This is a genomic window from Achromobacter sp. SLBN-14 (genome assembly GCF_006715415.1).
GTDB classification, from domain to species: Bacteria; Pseudomonadota; Gammaproteobacteria; order Burkholderiales; family Burkholderiaceae_B; genus Achromobacter; species Achromobacter mucicolens.
In genome coordinates this window covers 3,638,155-3,653,895 of sequence record NZ_VFNE01000001.1, presented here as the reverse complement: position 1 = coordinate 3,653,895, position 15,741 = coordinate 3,638,155, and the positions used below count along the sequence as shown (strand labels likewise).

The window sequence follows — 15,741 nt, the reverse complement described above, 5'->3', positions numbered from 1 at the left end:
CGACATGAACAACACCATCACGCGCATCACCGCAACGATCGTTCTGGCCCTGGGCGGCGTCATGCCGGCCGGGTCGCAGCCGGTGCCGATTACCCGCGCCGACTACCCGCCGGCGGACGCGGTCGCCATCCCGGCCGGCAGCCGCGAACGCGCCGTGCGGGACTTGCCCGGCATCGTCACGGACATCATGAAACGCAGCCATGTGCCCGGCCTTGCCGTGGCCGTCGTCATCGACGGCAAGACCGTGCTGGCGCAAGGCTACGGCACGCGCGAGGCCGGCAAGGACGCGCCGGTGGATGCCAACACCGTGTTCCAGATCGCGTCCATCTCCAAGTCGTTGTCGGCAACCGTCGCGGCCATCGAAATCACGCGGGGCAAGGTGGCGTGGGACGACCCCGTGTCGCGTCACCTGCCCGGCTTTGCGCTCAGCAACGCCTATGTGTCCCAACACGCCACCATCGGCGACTTCTTCGCGCACCGCACCGGGCTGCCGGGCACGGCGGGAGACGATCTGGAGGACCTGGGCTTTTCCCGCAACGACGTCATCGCGCGCCTGCGCCTCGTGCCGCTCACCCCTTTTCGCACGTCGTACCACTACGCCAACTTCAGCACCACGATAGGCGCCGAGGCCGTGGCCAAGTCAGCGGGACGACCCTGGGAGCAGCTTGCCGACGAGCAGCTGTTCAAGCCGCTGGGCATGGCTTCGACGAGTTACCGCCATGCAGCCTTCGAGGCCCATGCCAATCGCGCCTTGCTGCATGCCTACCAGAACGGCCGCTTCGTACGGGCGGGCCAGCGCAACGCCGATGCCCAGGCGCCCGCGGGCGGCGTGTCCTCGACGGTGGTGGATCTGGCGCAGTGGCTGAAGCTGCTGCTGGCCAACGGGCAGCACCAGGGCAAGCCGCTGGCCGCCCCCGGCGCATTGCTGCCAGCGCTGTCGCCTCAGGCCTTCAGTGCGCGCGCGCCCGATGTGGATGCGCGTTCCGGCTTTTATGGCTATGGATTCAACGTCAACACGGAAACGGGCGGACGGCCGTCGATGGGACATTCCGGCGCATTCCTGGTGGGCACGGGAACGACGTTTCGCATCGTGCCTTCCGCCGGCACCGGCATCGTCGTGCTGACCAATGGCGCCCCGGTGGGCGCGGCGGAAGCCGTCGCGGCCACATTCATCGACACCGCGCTGTACGGCCAGCCGAGCCGCGACTGGTTTGCGGCGTACCACGGCGCCATGAAGGTGCTGTTCGAGCCACAGGCCGATCTGACCGGGAAAGCCGCCCCCGCCAAGCCCGCCGCGGCCAAAGCCTTGCCGCAATACGCCGGCACGTTCGACAACCCCTATTACGGCCCCGCCCGGATCGAGGAGGCGAAAGGCGCGCTGACGCTGGTGCTCGGCCCCAAGGACATGCGCTTTCCCGTAAGCCACTGGGACGGCGACACGTTCGCCTTTTCGCCGGCCGGCGAAGCCGAAATGATCGGCTCGCGCGCATCGATTGTCTTCAAGATGGACAAGGGCCGGGCCCAGGGCTTTGACATCCAGTACTACGACGGCGCCGGACTGGGGCGCTGGGTCCGAAAGTAAAGCGGGCGGGCGCGGGTCGAATGTCGACATTCGCCGGATCGCGTCCCACCATTCCCGCCACCACACGCTTCGGGCTACAGTGCCCGTTCATCGGAATCCACGAAGGATCGAGCATGGCCGACGACAGCACGCTTCTCAACGACAACGCGGTGTACAGGACTTTGCTGGAATCGACCAAGGCGATTCCCTGGAAGATCGATTGGGCCACCATGAAGTTCGCCTATATCGGCCCCCAGATCGAAGCGTTGCTGGGCTGGCGCGCCGACAGCTGGGTCAGCGTGGAGGACTGGGCCATGCGCATGCACCCCGAGGATCGCGAATACGTGGTGAACTTCTGCGTCTCGCAGTCCCCGGCCGGCATCGACCACGAGGCCGACTACCGGGCGCTGACTCGCGACAACGGGTACGTCTGGATCCGCGACGTGGTTCACGTCGTGCGCACGGAAAGCGGAGAGCCCGAGGCCTTGATCGGCTTCATGTTCGACATCACCGAACGCAAGAAGACCGAGGAAAAGCTGCTCAGCCTGCAGAAAGAGCTGGAGGTGCTGTCCTTCAAGGATGGCTTGACCAACATCGCCAACCGCCGGCGCTTCGACAGCAGTTTCGAACTGGAATGGGAGCGTGCGCGCAGCGAGGGGCAGCCCCTGTCGGTACTGCTCTTCGACGTCGATTTCTTCAAGCAATACAACGACCTGTACGGCCACACGCAGGGCGACAAGTGCCTGATCGAAATCGCCCAGACGCTGAGCCTGGCGCTGGATGGGCCGCGCGACCTGGTTGCGCGCTACGGCGGAGAGGAATTCGTGGTGCTGCTGCCCGAGGCCGACGCCGAGATCGCCCGCAAAGTCGCCGAACGCTGCCAGCGCCAGCTTCAGAAAAAGGCCATCGTCCACGCGCTGTCGCCGCACGGCAGGCGCGTCACGGTCAGCGCCGGCGCGGGCACGGTGTCGCCGGCCGGCCCGGTGACGGCGGCCGATTTCATCAAGGGCGTGGATCAGGCGCTGTACCTGGCCAAGAACAACGGGCGAAACCGCGTGGAGCATGTGCAGGTGGGCCAATAGCGCCGATCCGCCTTTTTCACCCGTAGTTCCCCGTATTGCAGTGCAACAAAATGTGCTGTAGTGGCCGGGTGGAGGGCGCATTCCGCGCCCCCGTCGCGTGCCCATCATGTCCAAACTCAGAAATCTCTCTCTCCGGAGCAGCCTGACTGCACTGGTGCTTTTTTTCATCTTGATGCTGGTGGCCGTCGGCGCCATCGCCATGCAGCAGCTCTGGAGCATCAGCCAGAAGCAGCGCGCCATGTACACGGAAACCGTCATGCCGCTGCGCGTCGTCGTCGATGCCGCCCGTCAAGGCGCCACGCACTTCCGGCGCATGTATGTCTACATCTGGAACACCGATCCGCAAGCCCGGCAGAACGAACTGCGCCTGAACGACGATTCCGAGAAATCGGTGCTGCAAGCGCGTGACCGCCTGCAGCAGGAGCAGGACCCTGCCCTGCGCGCCCTGGGCGGTAAGCTGGCCGATACCTGGACCCGCTACAAGGCGGCCGTGAACAACGTGAAAGGGCTGGCCGACCGCAACGATCCGACCGCGATGACCGTGCTGCACAAGGACTCGGCCGAACTGCACGTGGCCGCGCGCAATATCCTGATGGAAGCGGCCAAGCGCCAGGAAGAGCTGGCCCGCCTGGATACCGAAGACGCCGCCGCGGCAGTCGAACGCACGTTCTGGACACTGACCGCGCTGATCGTGCTGTGCGCGCTGATCGGCAGCATCCTGGGCCTGGGCCTCGTGCGTTCCGTCATGCGCCGCCTGGGCGGCGAACCGGCCTACGCGGCCCAGATCGCGCAGGAAGTCGCGAAGGGCAACCTGGCCGTGCGCGTGCAGCGGCGCGACGGCGACCAGACCAGCGTGCTCGCCAACATGGACGCCATGCGCGCCAACCTGGCGCAACTGGTCAGCCAGGTGCGCCAGTCCAGCGAATCGATCGCCACGGGCGCCACCCAGATCTCCACCGGCAATACCGATCTCAGCCAGCGCACCGAAGAGCAGGCCGCCAACGTCGAAGAGACCGCGGCCTCGATGGAAGAGATGAACGCGGCGGTCAAGCAGAACCTGGAGTCCGTGCAGATGGCCGCCAGCCTGGCCGGCTCGGCCAGCGAAGCCGCCGCGCGCGGCGGCCAAGTGGTCGGCAACGTGGTCAGCACCATGGACGCCATCTCCGCCAGTTCGCGCAAGATCGTCGACATCATCGCCGTCATCGATTCCATCGCGTTCCAGACCAACATCCTCGCGCTGAACGCCGCCGTCGAAGCCGCCCGCGCCGGCGAACAGGGCCGCGGCTTTGCCGTCGTGGCCAGCGAAGTGCGTGCACTGGCCCAGCGCAGCGCCAGCGCCGCCAAGGAAATCAAGCAACTGATCGGCGACAGCGTCGGCAACGTCGAAGCCGGTTCCAACCTGGTGGGCGAGGCGGGCAGCACGATGAACGACATCGTCACCCAGGTGCGCCGCGTGGCCGACCTGATCGCCGAAATCGGCGCCGCCGCGCATGAGCAGGGACAAGGCATCTCGCAGGTGGGCGACGCCATCAACCAGCTTGACCAGACCACGCAGCAGAACGCGTCGCTGGTGGAAGAATCCGCCGCGGCCGCGCACAGCCTGAACGCCCAGGCCGCGACACTGGTGAAGCTGGTCAGCGTGTTCCGCCTGGCCGAAGACGAAGCGCCGCGCCCCGTGGCGCACGCGCAGATTGCGCAGGCGCGCCCCGCTCAGGCGCACATTGTTCAGGCGCGCGAGACGCAGCCCGAGCCGACTGCGCCGCCGCCTGCCAAGCCGCAACGCGCGCTGGCCAAGCCCAGCGCGTCGCGCCCGGCTGCGGCCGGCAAACCGGCTTCGCCCCGCCGCGCCGAGGCGAAGCCGGGCGCGCAGCCCAAGGCGCCGCTGCGCGTGCCGGGCGATAGCAAGCCCGCGCAGTCGAATGACGATTGGGAGAGTTTCTGATCGGGAATCCTTGACGACGGGAGTCAGGCGCGCGACGCCCCTGCTCTGCGCCGAAAACGGGCCTGACACCTTTTGGGTGGCAGGCCCGTTGTGCGTTTGAAGCCTCTCGATTGCGCTGCCCCACGCCACGCCGATTAGGGTCAACCCTTATATCAGTCCCAAATACCTGAACGATACACTGCGATTTTGTACAACAGAATGCCATTCTGTCAGACAGAACCGCTAGCGCGTCGCAAGGTACCGCATCGCTTCCGAAGGTTCTGCACCTGACCAGAGGCGAGGAGACTTGATGCTTGTGTTTTACGGCTATGCGATGGTCGCAACGTTCATGGCGTTGATCATGACCAAGCGTATGTCGGCCCTGGTTGGGCTGATCGTCGTTCCCATCGTTTTCGCCCTGCTTACGGGTCACCAGAGCGACCTGGGGACGATGATGCTGGACGGAATCCGGAAGCTGGCGCCGACCGGCATCATGCTGATGTTCGGCATCCTGTACTTCAGCATCATGACCGACGCCGGCCTGTTCGATCCCATCGTTCATCGCGTGGTGCGCATGACCAAAGGCGATCCGTTGCGTCTGCTGGTGGGAACGGCCGTGATGGGCACCATCGTGGCCCTGGACGGCGACGGCGCCACCACTTATGTCATCTGTGCCGCCGCCCTGCTGCCGATTTACCGCAAGCTTGGCGTCAAGCTCCAGTACATGGCGACGATCCTTCTGATGTCCATCGGCATCATGAACATCGTTCCTTGGGGCGGACCCACGGCGCGCGCCGCCAGCGCAATGCACCTGGACGTCGCGGAGGTTTTTCTCCCGCTGATCCCCGCGATGCTGGTGGGTTTTGGATACCAGGTATTTGTCGCCGCCATCTTTGGCATGCGCGAACGCGTGCGGATCGGTGTGATGCGCGACCCCGCGCAACTGGAAGGCATCGAGCGTGCGCTGGACGACATGCCCGAACATCGCCGTCCCAAAATGATGTGGGCCAACCTGGCCCTGACAGTGGCCCTGCTGTATGGCTTGGTTTCGGAGCTCCTGCCGCTGGCCGTCCTCTTCATGGTGGCAACGGCCCTTGCGCTGATGCTGAACTATCCCCAGCTCAAGCAACAGCAAGAGCGGGTCGCCTCCCACGCCGCCAACGTGCTGGCCGTCGTGTCCCTGATCTTCGCGGCCGGCATTTTCACCGGTGTCATCGGCGGCACGGGCATGTTGAAGGCGATGTCGGAGAGCCTGCTTTTTGTCATGCCGGACTGGCTTGGCCCGTATCTCGCGCCGGCCACGGCCTTGATCAGCGCGCCGGCGACGTACGTCCTGACCAACGACGCGTTCTACTTTGGCGTCCTGCCGTTGCTGGCCAGCACGGCCGACGCCTACGGCATCGGCGCCGCCGAGATGGCGCGCGCATCCCTGATCGGCCAGCCCATCCATCTGCTCAGCCCGCTCGTCGCCTCCACGTATCTTCTGGTCAGCCTGCTTGACCTGAACTACGCCGACAACCAGCGCGCTTCCATCGCGTGGGTTTTTGGCCTGGTTCTCGCCATGCTTGCCGCGGCGCTACTGTTCGGAATCATCCCGCTCAGGGGTTGACCAAAGGATCCGCCATGTCCGGGAATTTTCCGCCGAGCTCTCTGGTCAACCGCCTGGCGCACGCCAGCACGAGGGGGGCATGATCATGATTGAGACGATGCGCAGGCATGGTCAACGTCACAGCGCCCGCCAGGACGTCTCCGTGGCCGAAGACGGGCGCCGATATTCCCGAGATCTCGGAGGACCGGTCCCTTTCCATCACGATCACGCCTTCGCGGCGGATCCGGTCGTACAGCGCTCCCTTTGCGCCATTGAACGCCATCAGCACGCGCGCGCCCGCGCCTCGGTCAATCGGCAGGATGTCGCCGACCTGAATGTGCTCCCGCACGAGTTGCGGCGACTCCACACGGAAAAGGCAGATCCGCTGGCCGTTCTGCAATACGTGGAAAGCCGCGCTTTCCCGCGTTTTCTCGACCAGTCCAGCCAGCTCGGGAACCACCACGGACTCCATCGAGAAGGACTTGGAGTAGGCAGAGAAAAGCCGCGGAACCTCGTTGCCCAGCTCGTAGCCGGCGGCCGTCTTGCGCACCAGCGAACCGTGTTCCAGCGAAGCCAGGAGGCGAAGCACCGTGCTTTTGTACAAGCCCGTCGCCGTGGCCAGTTCAGTCAGCGTCAGCGTCTTGCGCTCTTGAGAAAACGTGTGCAGGAGCGCGATGGCGCGATCCACGGCAACCGCGCCGCCGGGAGCAACGGGCAGATCGGAAGCGCTCTCGAGCGCGGACTTCTTGGGCATCGGTGGGGTTCTCTAGACCGCCGCTGCGCGGCAGTGGGTTTGACAGGGACTTGAACCCGCATTCTATCTAACAGAACCGAACGAACAAAAGGTGAAATCATGAGCGATGTGCTGATAAGCGAAGTGGGACCGCGAGACGGTTTGCAGTCGGTAAAAGGCGTCATGCCCACCGAAGACAAGTTCCGCTGGATCGACGCCCTGGTCGCCGCCGGAATCAAGGAAATCGAGGTGGCTTCCTTTGTCCCGCCAAGACTGCTGCCGCAAATGGCCGACGCCGCCGAGGTCGTCCGCCACGCCAGGCAGCACAAGGGGGTGACCATCATGGCGCTCGTGCCCAATCTGCGCGGCGCCGAGAATGCACTGAAGGCCGGCGTGGACAAACTGACGTTGCCCGTGTCCGCCAGCCACGCGCATTCCCTGGCGAACGTCCGGCGCACGCCCATGGAAATGGTTGATGAAGTGCGCGCGATTGCAGCGCTGCGCGACGCCACGGCGCCGCACGTCAAGCTGGAAGCGGGCATCTCGACAGCGTTCGGCTGCACCCTGCAAGGCAACGTCCCGGAAGACGATGTGATCCGGTTGGCAGCAGCGTGCATCGCGGCCGGCGCGAATGACGCGGGGCTATCCGACACCGTTGGCTACGCCAATCCGCGACAGGTCCGCCGGCTGTTCCAACGCCTGCGAGCTGAGATCGGCGACCACGCCGGCGCGGCGCACATGCACAACACCCGCGGGCTGGGCTTGGCCAACTGCCTTGCCGCCTGGGACGTCGGCGTGCGCACCTTCGATTCCTCCCTCGGCGGGCTGGGCGGGTGTCCCTATGCGCCCGGCGCGTCCGGCAACGTCGTGACCGAGGATCTGGTTTTCATGTTCGAGGCCATGGGCATCAAGACCGGTATCGATCTGGACAAGCTGTTCGCCGCGCGAATCCCCCTGGCCGAAGGCCTGCCAGGCGAGCCGCTATACGGCATGACGCCCGAAGCGGGCATGCCCAAAGGATTCAAACCGTTCGACTGATCGGCAACGCCTGCATGGCGCCGCTCGTCGCGCCCGACAGGTCCCCGCCACAAGGCCGGGCCGCCCACCGAAATTCTCAATTTGGCACCACATCATGACCAATCACACTGCAGCGCCGCTTCCGTATGAAGGCGTGCGCGTCATCGAATTTACCCACATGGTGATGGGTCCCACGTGCGGCATGCTGCTCGGCGACCTGGGCGCCGAGGTCATCAAGATCGAGCCGATCGGCGGGGACACCACCCGAAAGCTGCTGGGATCGGGGGCCGGCTTCTTTCCGATGTTCAACCGGAACAAGAAAAGCGTCTCGCTGGACCTGAAGCGCCCCGAAGGCGTGGAGGCCGCGCTGCGTCTGATCGACTCCGCGGACATCGTGAGCGAGAACTTCAAGCCGGGCGTCATGGAAAAGCTTGGGCTCGGATACGAAGCGCTGAAGCTGCGCAATCCCCGGCTGATCTACGTGAGCCACAAGGGCTTTCTGCCCGGCCCCTATGAAGACCGCACCGCGCTGGACGAAGTCGTCCAGATGATGGGGGGACTGGCCTACATGACGGGACGGCCGGGCGACCCGCTACGGGCCGGCACAAGCGTGAACGACATCATGGGCGGCATGTTCGGCGCGATCGGCGCCATGGCGGCATTGGCGCAGCGCGGGAAGACCGGACTCGGCACGCAGGTGCAGGCGTCGCTGTTCGAAAACAACGTCTTCCTGGTCGGGCAACACATGATGCAGTTCGCCGCGACAGGCAAGGTTGCCGCCCCCATGCCGAGCCGGATTTCCGCCTGGGCAGTCTACGACGTGTTCACGGTCAAGGATGACGAACAGATCTTTCTGGCCGTCGTCAGCGACAAGCAATGGGCCATCTTCTGCCAGGCGTTTGGCCTGCAGGACCTGCTTGCGGACACGCGCCTGGCCACCAACAACGACCGCGTGCAGGCGCGCGACTGGATGATGCCCGTATTGCGCAATCACCTGGCGCGCTTCAGCGCAGCGGAACTTGCGGCGGTCTTTGAGCGCGAGGGTTTGCCGTTCGCGCCGATCACCCGGCCGGATCAGCTTTTCGAGGATCCCCACCTTCTGGCCACGGGCGGTCTTGCCCCGATTGAGCTGCCGGACGGCACGCACTCGCGGGTGCCGCTGGCGCCCTTCTCGTTGAACGGCCGTCAACCCGCGCTGCGTCTTCAGCCCCCCCGCGTCGGGCAGCACACCGACGAAATCCTGCGCGCCGCCGGATACAGCGACAGCGAAATCGGCAGCCTGATTGATCGCGCCATTGCCCAAGGAGATCGCTGACGCCGACGCCACCACGGTTTTCGCCAGGAAGGGCTCTGGCGACTGAAGTTCCCCCTTTTTTTTGACAAACGGGCGCCCTGCATAGACATCCGGCCCCATCGATCCGCAAAGAACCATCGGGCACGCGCCCGGCTTTGACGGAGCGATCCATCTCGAGGAGACAACCATGAAGCACCCCGCTATTCACCGGCTGGTATCGGCCAACGCAAGGGCCAAGGCAACGGCCAAGGCCATGGCAATCGTGGCCACGACAGCCTTGCTGGCGATTTCTGCTGGCGCAGCCAATGCCCAGACCACCTGGCCCGACAAACCCGTGCGCTTCGTCGTCCCGTACGCGCCTGGCGGAACAACCGACTACGCCGCGCGCCAATTGGCGCAAAAGCTGTCCGTCGCCACGGGATCGCCGTTCGTGGTCGAGAACAAATCGGGCGCCTCCGGGACGATAGGCACGCTCGACGTTGCCCGGTCTGCTCCGGACGGGTCCACCTTTCTGGTGACCGACACCACCTACTCCATGCTCCCGCTGCTGTTTGCCAAGCTGCCGTGGAATCACCAGACCGATCTGATGCACGTGTCGAACATCATTGAAACGCCCGTCATTGCGATCGTTCCGGAGAAGTCCCCATTCAAGACCCTCGGCGACCTTATTGCCTACGCCAAGGCGAATCCCGGAAAGCTCAATTTCGGATCGGGCGGCCCTGCCAGCTCGACGCACCTTGCGGGCGAGGTGTTCAAGGACGACGCGAAGATATCGCTCACGCACGTGCCCTACCGAGGGGCCGGCGCGGCACTGACCGACGTGATGGCGGGCCAGATCGATCTTCTGATCACGGCAGCCCCGACGGCGATACCGCCGGTCAAGGGCGCGCGTGTCCGGGCGCTTGCCGTCACCGGCGATAAACGGCTTGCCGCGCTGCCCGACGTGCCGACGTTTGCCGAAGCCGGATTGCCCGAGTACAAGGTCGTGAATTGGTTTGGCGTCGCGGCGCCCAAAGGCACGCCGCCCGCCATCATCGAAAAGCTGAATCGCCTGACCGCCGAGATCATGGCCGATCCCGCGCTGCAATCGACGCTGCAGGAGCAAGGGGCGGCCTACAAGAAGATGACGGCGCAGGAAACCGAAGCCTACGTCAACCGCGAGAATGCGCAGTGGGCGGCGGTCGGCAAGCGCGTCAATATCAAGCCCGACTGATTGCGGAGATGACCACCATGTGGAACTTGTCCTTTACGCCACCGGCGATCCTCGACGCCGAGCCCTTCGCATCCATGCCCGCCCCGCTTCGCCTGCAGCACGAAAGCGAATGGGCGCAGGCCAACAAGCCCGGGCAGATCGTCGACTGCTTTCTCGAGGGGCCCGTCTTCGACCCCGAGGGAAATCTATACGTAACGGACATCCCCCATGGCCGCATTTTCCGCATCGGCGGCAATGGCGATTGGACCTTGGTCGCCGAAACGGGCGGCTGGCCAAATGGGCTTGCACGCCACCCGGACGGCAGTCTGTGGGTGGCGGACTACCGGCGGGGCATTCTCAGGTGCGACCTGACCAAGGGCGACGTCACGCCCGTCATCGGCCACCGCAACAGCGAGAGCTTCAAGGGCGTCAACGACCTGGTGTTCGACCGCAACGGGCTTCTGTACTTCACGGACCAGGGGCAGACCGGTTTGCACGACCCGTCCGGTCGCGTGTACCGCTACGACAGCCAAACCCGTCGGCTGGACCTGCTGATTTCCAACGCGCCCAGTCCCAACGGGATTGCGCTCGATGTTCAAGAAAAAGTGCTCTACGTCGCCGTGACCCGCGGCAACCAGGTTTGGCGCGCGCCGCTCCTGCCGGATGGTTCGATCAGCAAGATGGGCGCCTTCCAGACCTTTTACGGCACCAGCGGCCCGGATGGCCTGGCGGTTGACGCCCACAACAACCTGCTCGTCGCGCACGCAAGCCTGGGCGGCGTGTTCGTGTTGAACCCGCACGGCGATGTCACCCACTTCCTGCGCAGCCCGGCCGGCAGAACCGTGACAAATGTCTGCATCAGCCCGGACGGAAGATCCGTTGTCTTCACGGAGTCTTCCACCGGTACCGTGTTCAAAGCGCCGGCGCAGTTCTAGGGCGTGCCGGGCGGACGCACGCCCAGCGCGCGCATCCACGGCATGTCCGGCAGACCCTGGATGGGCGCCCCGCCCGGCATCGGAAAGCCCACGGGATTGAGCGCGGCGTCCTGCAGCACCCGGGCCCATTCGCGCGGGTCGATCGGTTCGCCCATGCGCGCTCGCACGTCCAGCAAGTCCAGCGCCGCGCGCCGGTGACCCGCCTCGGCCGCGTCGCGGAACAGGCGTTCGGCCACGGCGTAGTTCTTGGGCACGCCGCGGCCCATGCCGGTCAGTTCGCCCAGGTAGGTCTGCGCGGGTGCGAAGCCCTGGTCGGCGGCGCGCTGGTACCAGCGGGCGGCGACGGGGTAGTTCTGTTGCACGTGCTCGCCGTTCTCGGCGATCAGGCCCAAGGTGGTCATGGCGACCACGTCGCCCGCCTTGGCGCGCGCCTGCAGCGACGCCAGCCGGGGTTCATCCACATACTGGGCGCCCCGCTCGATCTCGTATTCCCATGCGCTCATGCGCGCCTTGATCAGGTCGCGGCCCAGGGTGGGCGACGGGCCGCGGCCCTGCGCGGTCTGGCCGACGGATCCGCCGGGCGTCGCGGGCGTCTGCCCGTCCGCCAGCGTCGTGAAGGTCACCGTGCCGACCAGGCTGCTGGCGTAGTGCGGAATCTGCCGGTAGGCGGTGGCCACCTGCACGTCGGCGGTCAACTGCTTGAAGAAGGTTTCCACGGGCGCCGTGGCGGGCAGCGCGCGCAGGCCCTGCGCAAAGTAGTACGCATAAGGGCTGTGACGCGGTCCTTGATTGCCGAAGCCGTCCTCGGCGGTCGCCCCGGGCTGCGTCGAAAACGCGATCAGCTCCCCGCCCGCGGGCACGGCATGCACCAGCCCGGCGGCAGGCGTGCCGCGCGTCAGGTTGGTGCGGCAGGCGTCCAGCACCATCAGGCGCGCGCGCACGTTGGCGCGCCGCAGGGCCTGCGAAACGCGCCTCAGGCTTAGCGAACTTTGCTGCGCCGTGCGGATGCGCACGTCGCCCAGCGGCAACGGCAGGTCCACGCCAAACAGATAGTTCACGTCGTCCACGGCGACGGCGTGTCCGGCGAAGTACATCAGCGCCAGATCCCCGCCGGCGGCGCGATCGGCGAATTCGTCGACGGCGGCTTCCATCTGCGCGGTGGTCAGATCCGTGAGCAGCGTCACATCGATGCTTCGCTGGCGCAGCGCCTCGGCGATCAGGCGCGCGTCGTTGACCGGGTTGACGAGCGCGTTGGCCGGCACGGCGTAGCGGGCGTTGCCGATCACCAGCGCGTAACGGCGCCGGGCGGCAGCCGGATTGGATGCCGCCTCGCGGTCCGCCTGGGAGGCCGCATGGGATTCGGGGTTGGGCGCCGCCGCGCTGGCGGCGGGATCGTCATCCGGCGCCGGCGCGGGCGTGGCGGGCGGGTTCGACGGCGCGGCGGACGGCGGCGGGTCGTCGTCCACCATGTTCCGATTGTTCAGCCCTCTGGCGTTGCTGCCCGCCGCCCACACGGCGGTCGCCGGTCCGCCGCTCAGGGCGGCGCCAAGCAGAGCCGTCAGCAGACGCCGCCGCATGAGGGGGTGTGCGCGCGAAATGGGTGCGCTGGCACGGGCGGGTGGGTCGATGCGCTTCATGAGGGTTCGCGAACGGGGTTTCAAAGGGGGGCTTTAAGGCGTGGGGCAGGCGCCGGCCGGCGCTGCCGTGGCGGACAGCGCGCCCAGCGCCGCCGCGGCGTCTCGCAGCGACGACTCGCGCGTGGCGGCCAGGACGTAACGGCCATCGGCGTCGGGGCCGTCGACGATGGACACGGCGTACTGGGACAGGGTGTTGCGCAGTTGCCGGGCGGTCAACGCGTCGGGCAGGTCCACCACCAGGCGCGGGCACGAGGCGCCCCCGCGCGTCAGCACCGCATCGGGCGCCGCGCCGCCAACGTCCGGACCGACGGGCGCCTGTTGCGCCACCATGACGGACAGCACGATCGCCAGGGCCCAGCCCAATGGCATCAAGGGGCTGGCGGGCGTGGGCCACAGCCACTGCCACAGCCGGCGCGCGCGGGAGGCTGGCGCGTTCCGCGGACGCTGCTGCGCTAGCGCGCGCAGAAAGGCGGCATCGCGCTCGGCCTGCCCGATCTCGTTGTGCGCCAGCTGGCGGGCTTGTGCCAGGTTGCGCCACGCCTCAAGCTCTGCCCGCAGCGCGGGGTCGCGCGCGAGGTCCGCTTCGAAGGACCGGCGGGCATCCGGATCCATGTCGCCCGACAGATAGCTCAGCACTCGGTCTTCGGGAATCATCGGTCCATTCCTTTACGCGTGCAGTCGGTCACCAGCTTGCGCGCGGCGTGCAGGCGGCTCTTCACGGTGGGCACGTGCAGGTCCTGCTGCCGCGCGATCTGTTCCATCGGCATGTCGTCCAGATACAGGAACATGGTGGTGCGCAGCGTGTCGCTGAGTTTGTTGATGCAATCGCGCATGCGCTTGATGATCGACAGGTGCTCGTAGGCGCGCGCCGGGTCGTTGAACTCGGAAGGATCGGCCACATGCCGCGCATCGCCGAGCGCCGCGTCCTCCCCTTCCTCATTGCCCTGCGGGCCAGTCCAGTGCACTTCGTGCCGCGTGCGGCGATGGATCTGGATCAATTCATGCAGCGATCCGCGGTACAGGTAGCCGCCCAGCTTGCTGACCGCCAGCTCATGCGCCGTCCATCCGCCCTCGGGCTGGCCGTGCATCAGGGCTTCGTCCTTGAAGGAGCGCGTCTGCAGGAACTTCATGAGCGCGTTATTGAACGCATCCACCACGCCTTCCGGCGGTGCATTGAAGAACTTCCTGCGCAGCTTCAGCGTGATGTGCTGCTCGGCCTTGTTGCGAAACGCCAGCGCGTAGCGCGGGTCGGCGTGCAGGATGCGCAGCAGCGCGTCGACGTTATTGATGACGTAACGCTTGGAATCGAGCGTGTTCATGATTCGGATTCTGGGAGCTGCGGCACCTTAGCCGCGCAGGGGCGGAAAATCAAGCGCGGCGGCGCATCGCGGCGATCCCGCGGACGGTAAAGGCGATGGCGATGGCCGCGCACAGATAGAAGCCGAATCCGAACGACAGGCTGTTCCACAGGTTGGACGCCATGTCGCCCGCCAAGCTGCGGCTGGCGCGCGAACTGCCCATGAAACCCGCGAACTGGCGCGTCGCGTCCATGACTTCCCGCACTTGCGAAACCACGCCCGCCAGCGCAATGGCCCACAACGCCAGCGGCGCGAAATAGCCCAGGCGCGCCGCGCGATGTTCCATGAGCGAAGGCAGCAGCGGCCCTGCAACGGCCAGCAGCCACAACACGGCATACACGCCCGCGCCCGCACCCTGCCCGGCGATTGCGCCCTGCAGGCTGGCGCCGTTCTGCAGGCGAAGCATGTCGTAGAAGCTCAGGCTGGCGGCCGATCCCATCATGCGAACGGTAATGACGGCAAAGAGCGTCGAGCCCAGCAGGAACAGCAGTGCGCCCGCCGCGTCGCCGCGGTTGACGCGCCGCGCCGCGATCGCCGTCCAACGCGCCGCATGGGTCCTGGCCTGCGCCAATACGTCTTGTGCTTTGTCCTGCATGGTCTTTCCTTGTAAGGGTGAGGCGCGAAGGCCGGTACTTGTCGCTACGCGCGGCCGAACAGAAGGTTCGATTTTTTTTCGGGTCTTATTTGGCGATTGCCATTTCGGGTTCCGGTTTATGCTTCGCCCCAACTTTTTTCGAACCTTTTCCGAATCGGCGCGTAGCCATGGTCAAGGGCTCGCCTTTTCAGCCCCGCCTGCTGGAAAGCAAACCGCCACTTCCACCTGCCGATATTTCCCACCATCAAGAACGGAGCCTTCAAACATGTCCACCCCTACCCCGCTGTCCGCCCTGTACCAGACCCTCGTGCAAGAAGAACTGGGCCTGGTCGCCAGCCAGGACGATCAAGGCGACGTGGTCTTCAAGCATCCCGATCTGGGCATCATGTACTTCAGCCTGAGCGATGCAGACCCCGAGTTCCTGCGCCTGGTCTACCCCAGCTTCGTGCAGGCCGACGAACTGGACCTGACGCGCGAGCAGTTCCTGGAGGTCATCAACGTCGTGAACAACCGCTGCAAGGCCATCAAGCTGACGCTGGCGCCCGAAAGCGCCGACCGCCCCGCACGCGTGTCGGCATCCGTGGAGAGCTTCGTGGCCGCCCCCGACACGCTGCCCGACCTTGCGCTGCTGCGCGGCATCGCGGCGCGCTGCGTGTCGGCCGTGCGCCATGGCGTGCACGAACTGGTCAAACTGTCGATGGAGTTCAAGCAGGCCGCCATCTGAGGCGCGCCCGCGCCGCGCAATTGAAACAAGTCTGGCCCCGCGTTGTAACTTTGCGATACATTGCAGGGCTTTGATGAAAATGGCGCCCAAGAGGCGCCAATTTT

At 65.9% G+C, this 15,741-nt stretch carries 14 protein-coding genes; 9 read left to right on the top strand and 5 right to left on the bottom strand.

Features of this window, described 5'->3' with window-relative positions:
• The first annotated feature begins 4 nt into the window (after positions 1–4).
• The 4 genes from FBY20_RS16560 (at position 5) to FBY20_RS16545 (ending at position 6,173) form a co-directional block, all read left to right on the top strand.
• Positions 5–1,582, top strand: a complete 1,578-nt coding sequence (locus FBY20_RS16560) for a serine hydrolase (RefSeq protein ID WP_142053470.1) — start codon at positions 5–7, stop codon at positions 1,580–1,582.
• Positions 1,583–1,695: 113 nt separating this feature from the next.
• Positions 1,696–2,643, top strand: a complete 948-nt coding sequence (locus FBY20_RS16555) for a sensor domain-containing diguanylate cyclase (protein ID WP_142053468.1) — start codon at positions 1,696–1,698, stop codon at positions 2,641–2,643.
• 106 nt (positions 2,644–2,749) lie between these two features.
• Positions 2,750–4,585: a methyl-accepting chemotaxis protein gene (locus FBY20_RS28065; RefSeq protein ID WP_142053466.1), complete on the top strand. Its 1,836-nt coding sequence runs from the start codon at positions 2,750–2,752 to the stop codon at positions 4,583–4,585.
• Between the two features lie 289 nt (positions 4,586–4,874).
• Positions 4,875–6,173 (top strand): CitMHS family transporter, encoded by a 1,299-nt coding sequence (locus FBY20_RS16545; protein WP_142053464.1) that lies wholly within the window; start codon positions 4,875–4,877, stop codon positions 6,171–6,173.
• Here the strand turns inward: FBY20_RS16545 and FBY20_RS16540 are convergent.
• Positions 6,163–6,906: an IclR family transcriptional regulator gene (locus tag FBY20_RS16540; RefSeq protein WP_142053462.1), complete on the bottom strand. Its 744-nt coding sequence runs from the start codon at positions 6,904–6,906 to the stop codon at positions 6,163–6,165. The genes FBY20_RS16545 and FBY20_RS16540 overlap by 11 nt on opposite strands.
• A gap of 99 nt (positions 6,907–7,005) precedes the next feature.
• On the opposite strand from FBY20_RS16540, the gene FBY20_RS16535 reads away from it, so the two are divergent.
• The 4 genes from FBY20_RS16535 to FBY20_RS16520 all read left to right on the top strand — a co-directional run bounded on the left by FBY20_RS16535 (position 7,006) and on the right by FBY20_RS16520 (position 11,323).
• A complete protein-coding gene (locus tag FBY20_RS16535; protein WP_142053460.1) occupies positions 7,006–7,923 on the top strand; it encodes a hydroxymethylglutaryl-CoA lyase in 918 nt (305 codons plus the stop codon).
• A gap of 94 nt (positions 7,924–8,017) precedes the next feature.
• On the top strand, positions 8,018–9,217 hold the full coding sequence (locus FBY20_RS16530) for a CaiB/BaiF CoA-transferase family protein (RefSeq protein ID WP_142053458.1): 1,200 nt from the start codon (positions 8,018–8,020) through the stop codon (positions 9,215–9,217).
• A 166-nt stretch (positions 9,218–9,383) separates the two neighbouring features.
• Positions 9,384–10,409, top strand: a complete 1,026-nt coding sequence (locus FBY20_RS16525; protein WP_367646727.1) for a tripartite tricarboxylate transporter substrate binding protein — start codon at positions 9,384–9,386, stop codon at positions 10,407–10,409.
• Between the two features lie 17 nt (positions 10,410–10,426).
• A complete protein-coding gene (locus tag FBY20_RS16520; RefSeq protein WP_142056014.1) occupies positions 10,427–11,323 on the top strand; it encodes an SMP-30/gluconolactonase/LRE family protein in 897 nt (298 codons plus the stop codon).
• Here the strand turns inward: FBY20_RS16520 and FBY20_RS16515 are convergent.
• The 4 genes from FBY20_RS16515 to FBY20_RS16500 are packed head-to-tail and all read right to left on the bottom strand — an operon-like array spanning position 11,320 to position 14,913.
• A complete protein-coding gene (locus tag FBY20_RS16515) occupies positions 11,320–12,960 on the bottom strand; it encodes a caspase family protein (protein WP_255452381.1) in 1,641 nt (546 codons plus the stop codon). The genes FBY20_RS16520 and FBY20_RS16515 overlap by 4 nt on opposite strands.
• Positions 12,961–12,993: 33 nt before the next feature.
• Positions 12,994–13,614 carry a hypothetical protein gene (locus tag FBY20_RS16510; RefSeq protein WP_255452380.1) on the bottom strand — a complete coding sequence of 207 codons (621 nt, stop codon included), beginning with the start codon at positions 13,612–13,614 and terminating at the stop codon, positions 12,994–12,996.
• Positions 13,611–14,279 (bottom strand): RNA polymerase sigma factor, encoded by a 669-nt coding sequence (locus FBY20_RS16505; RefSeq protein WP_142053456.1) that lies wholly within the window; start codon positions 14,277–14,279, stop codon positions 13,611–13,613. Before FBY20_RS16505 ends, FBY20_RS16510 begins: the two co-directional genes overlap by 4 nt.
• Positions 14,280–14,328: 49 nt before the next feature.
• Entirely contained in the window at positions 14,329–14,913 is a 585-nt protein-coding gene (locus tag FBY20_RS16500; RefSeq protein ID WP_062839796.1) for a hypothetical protein, read from the bottom strand.
• Positions 14,914–15,178: 265 nt separating this feature from the next.
• Between FBY20_RS16500 and FBY20_RS16495 the strand changes: the two genes are divergently transcribed.
• On the top strand, positions 15,179–15,637 hold the full coding sequence (locus tag FBY20_RS16495; protein ID WP_142053454.1) for a hypothetical protein: 459 nt from the start codon (positions 15,179–15,181) through the stop codon (positions 15,635–15,637).
• The last annotated feature ends 104 nt before the right edge of the window (positions 15,638–15,741 follow it).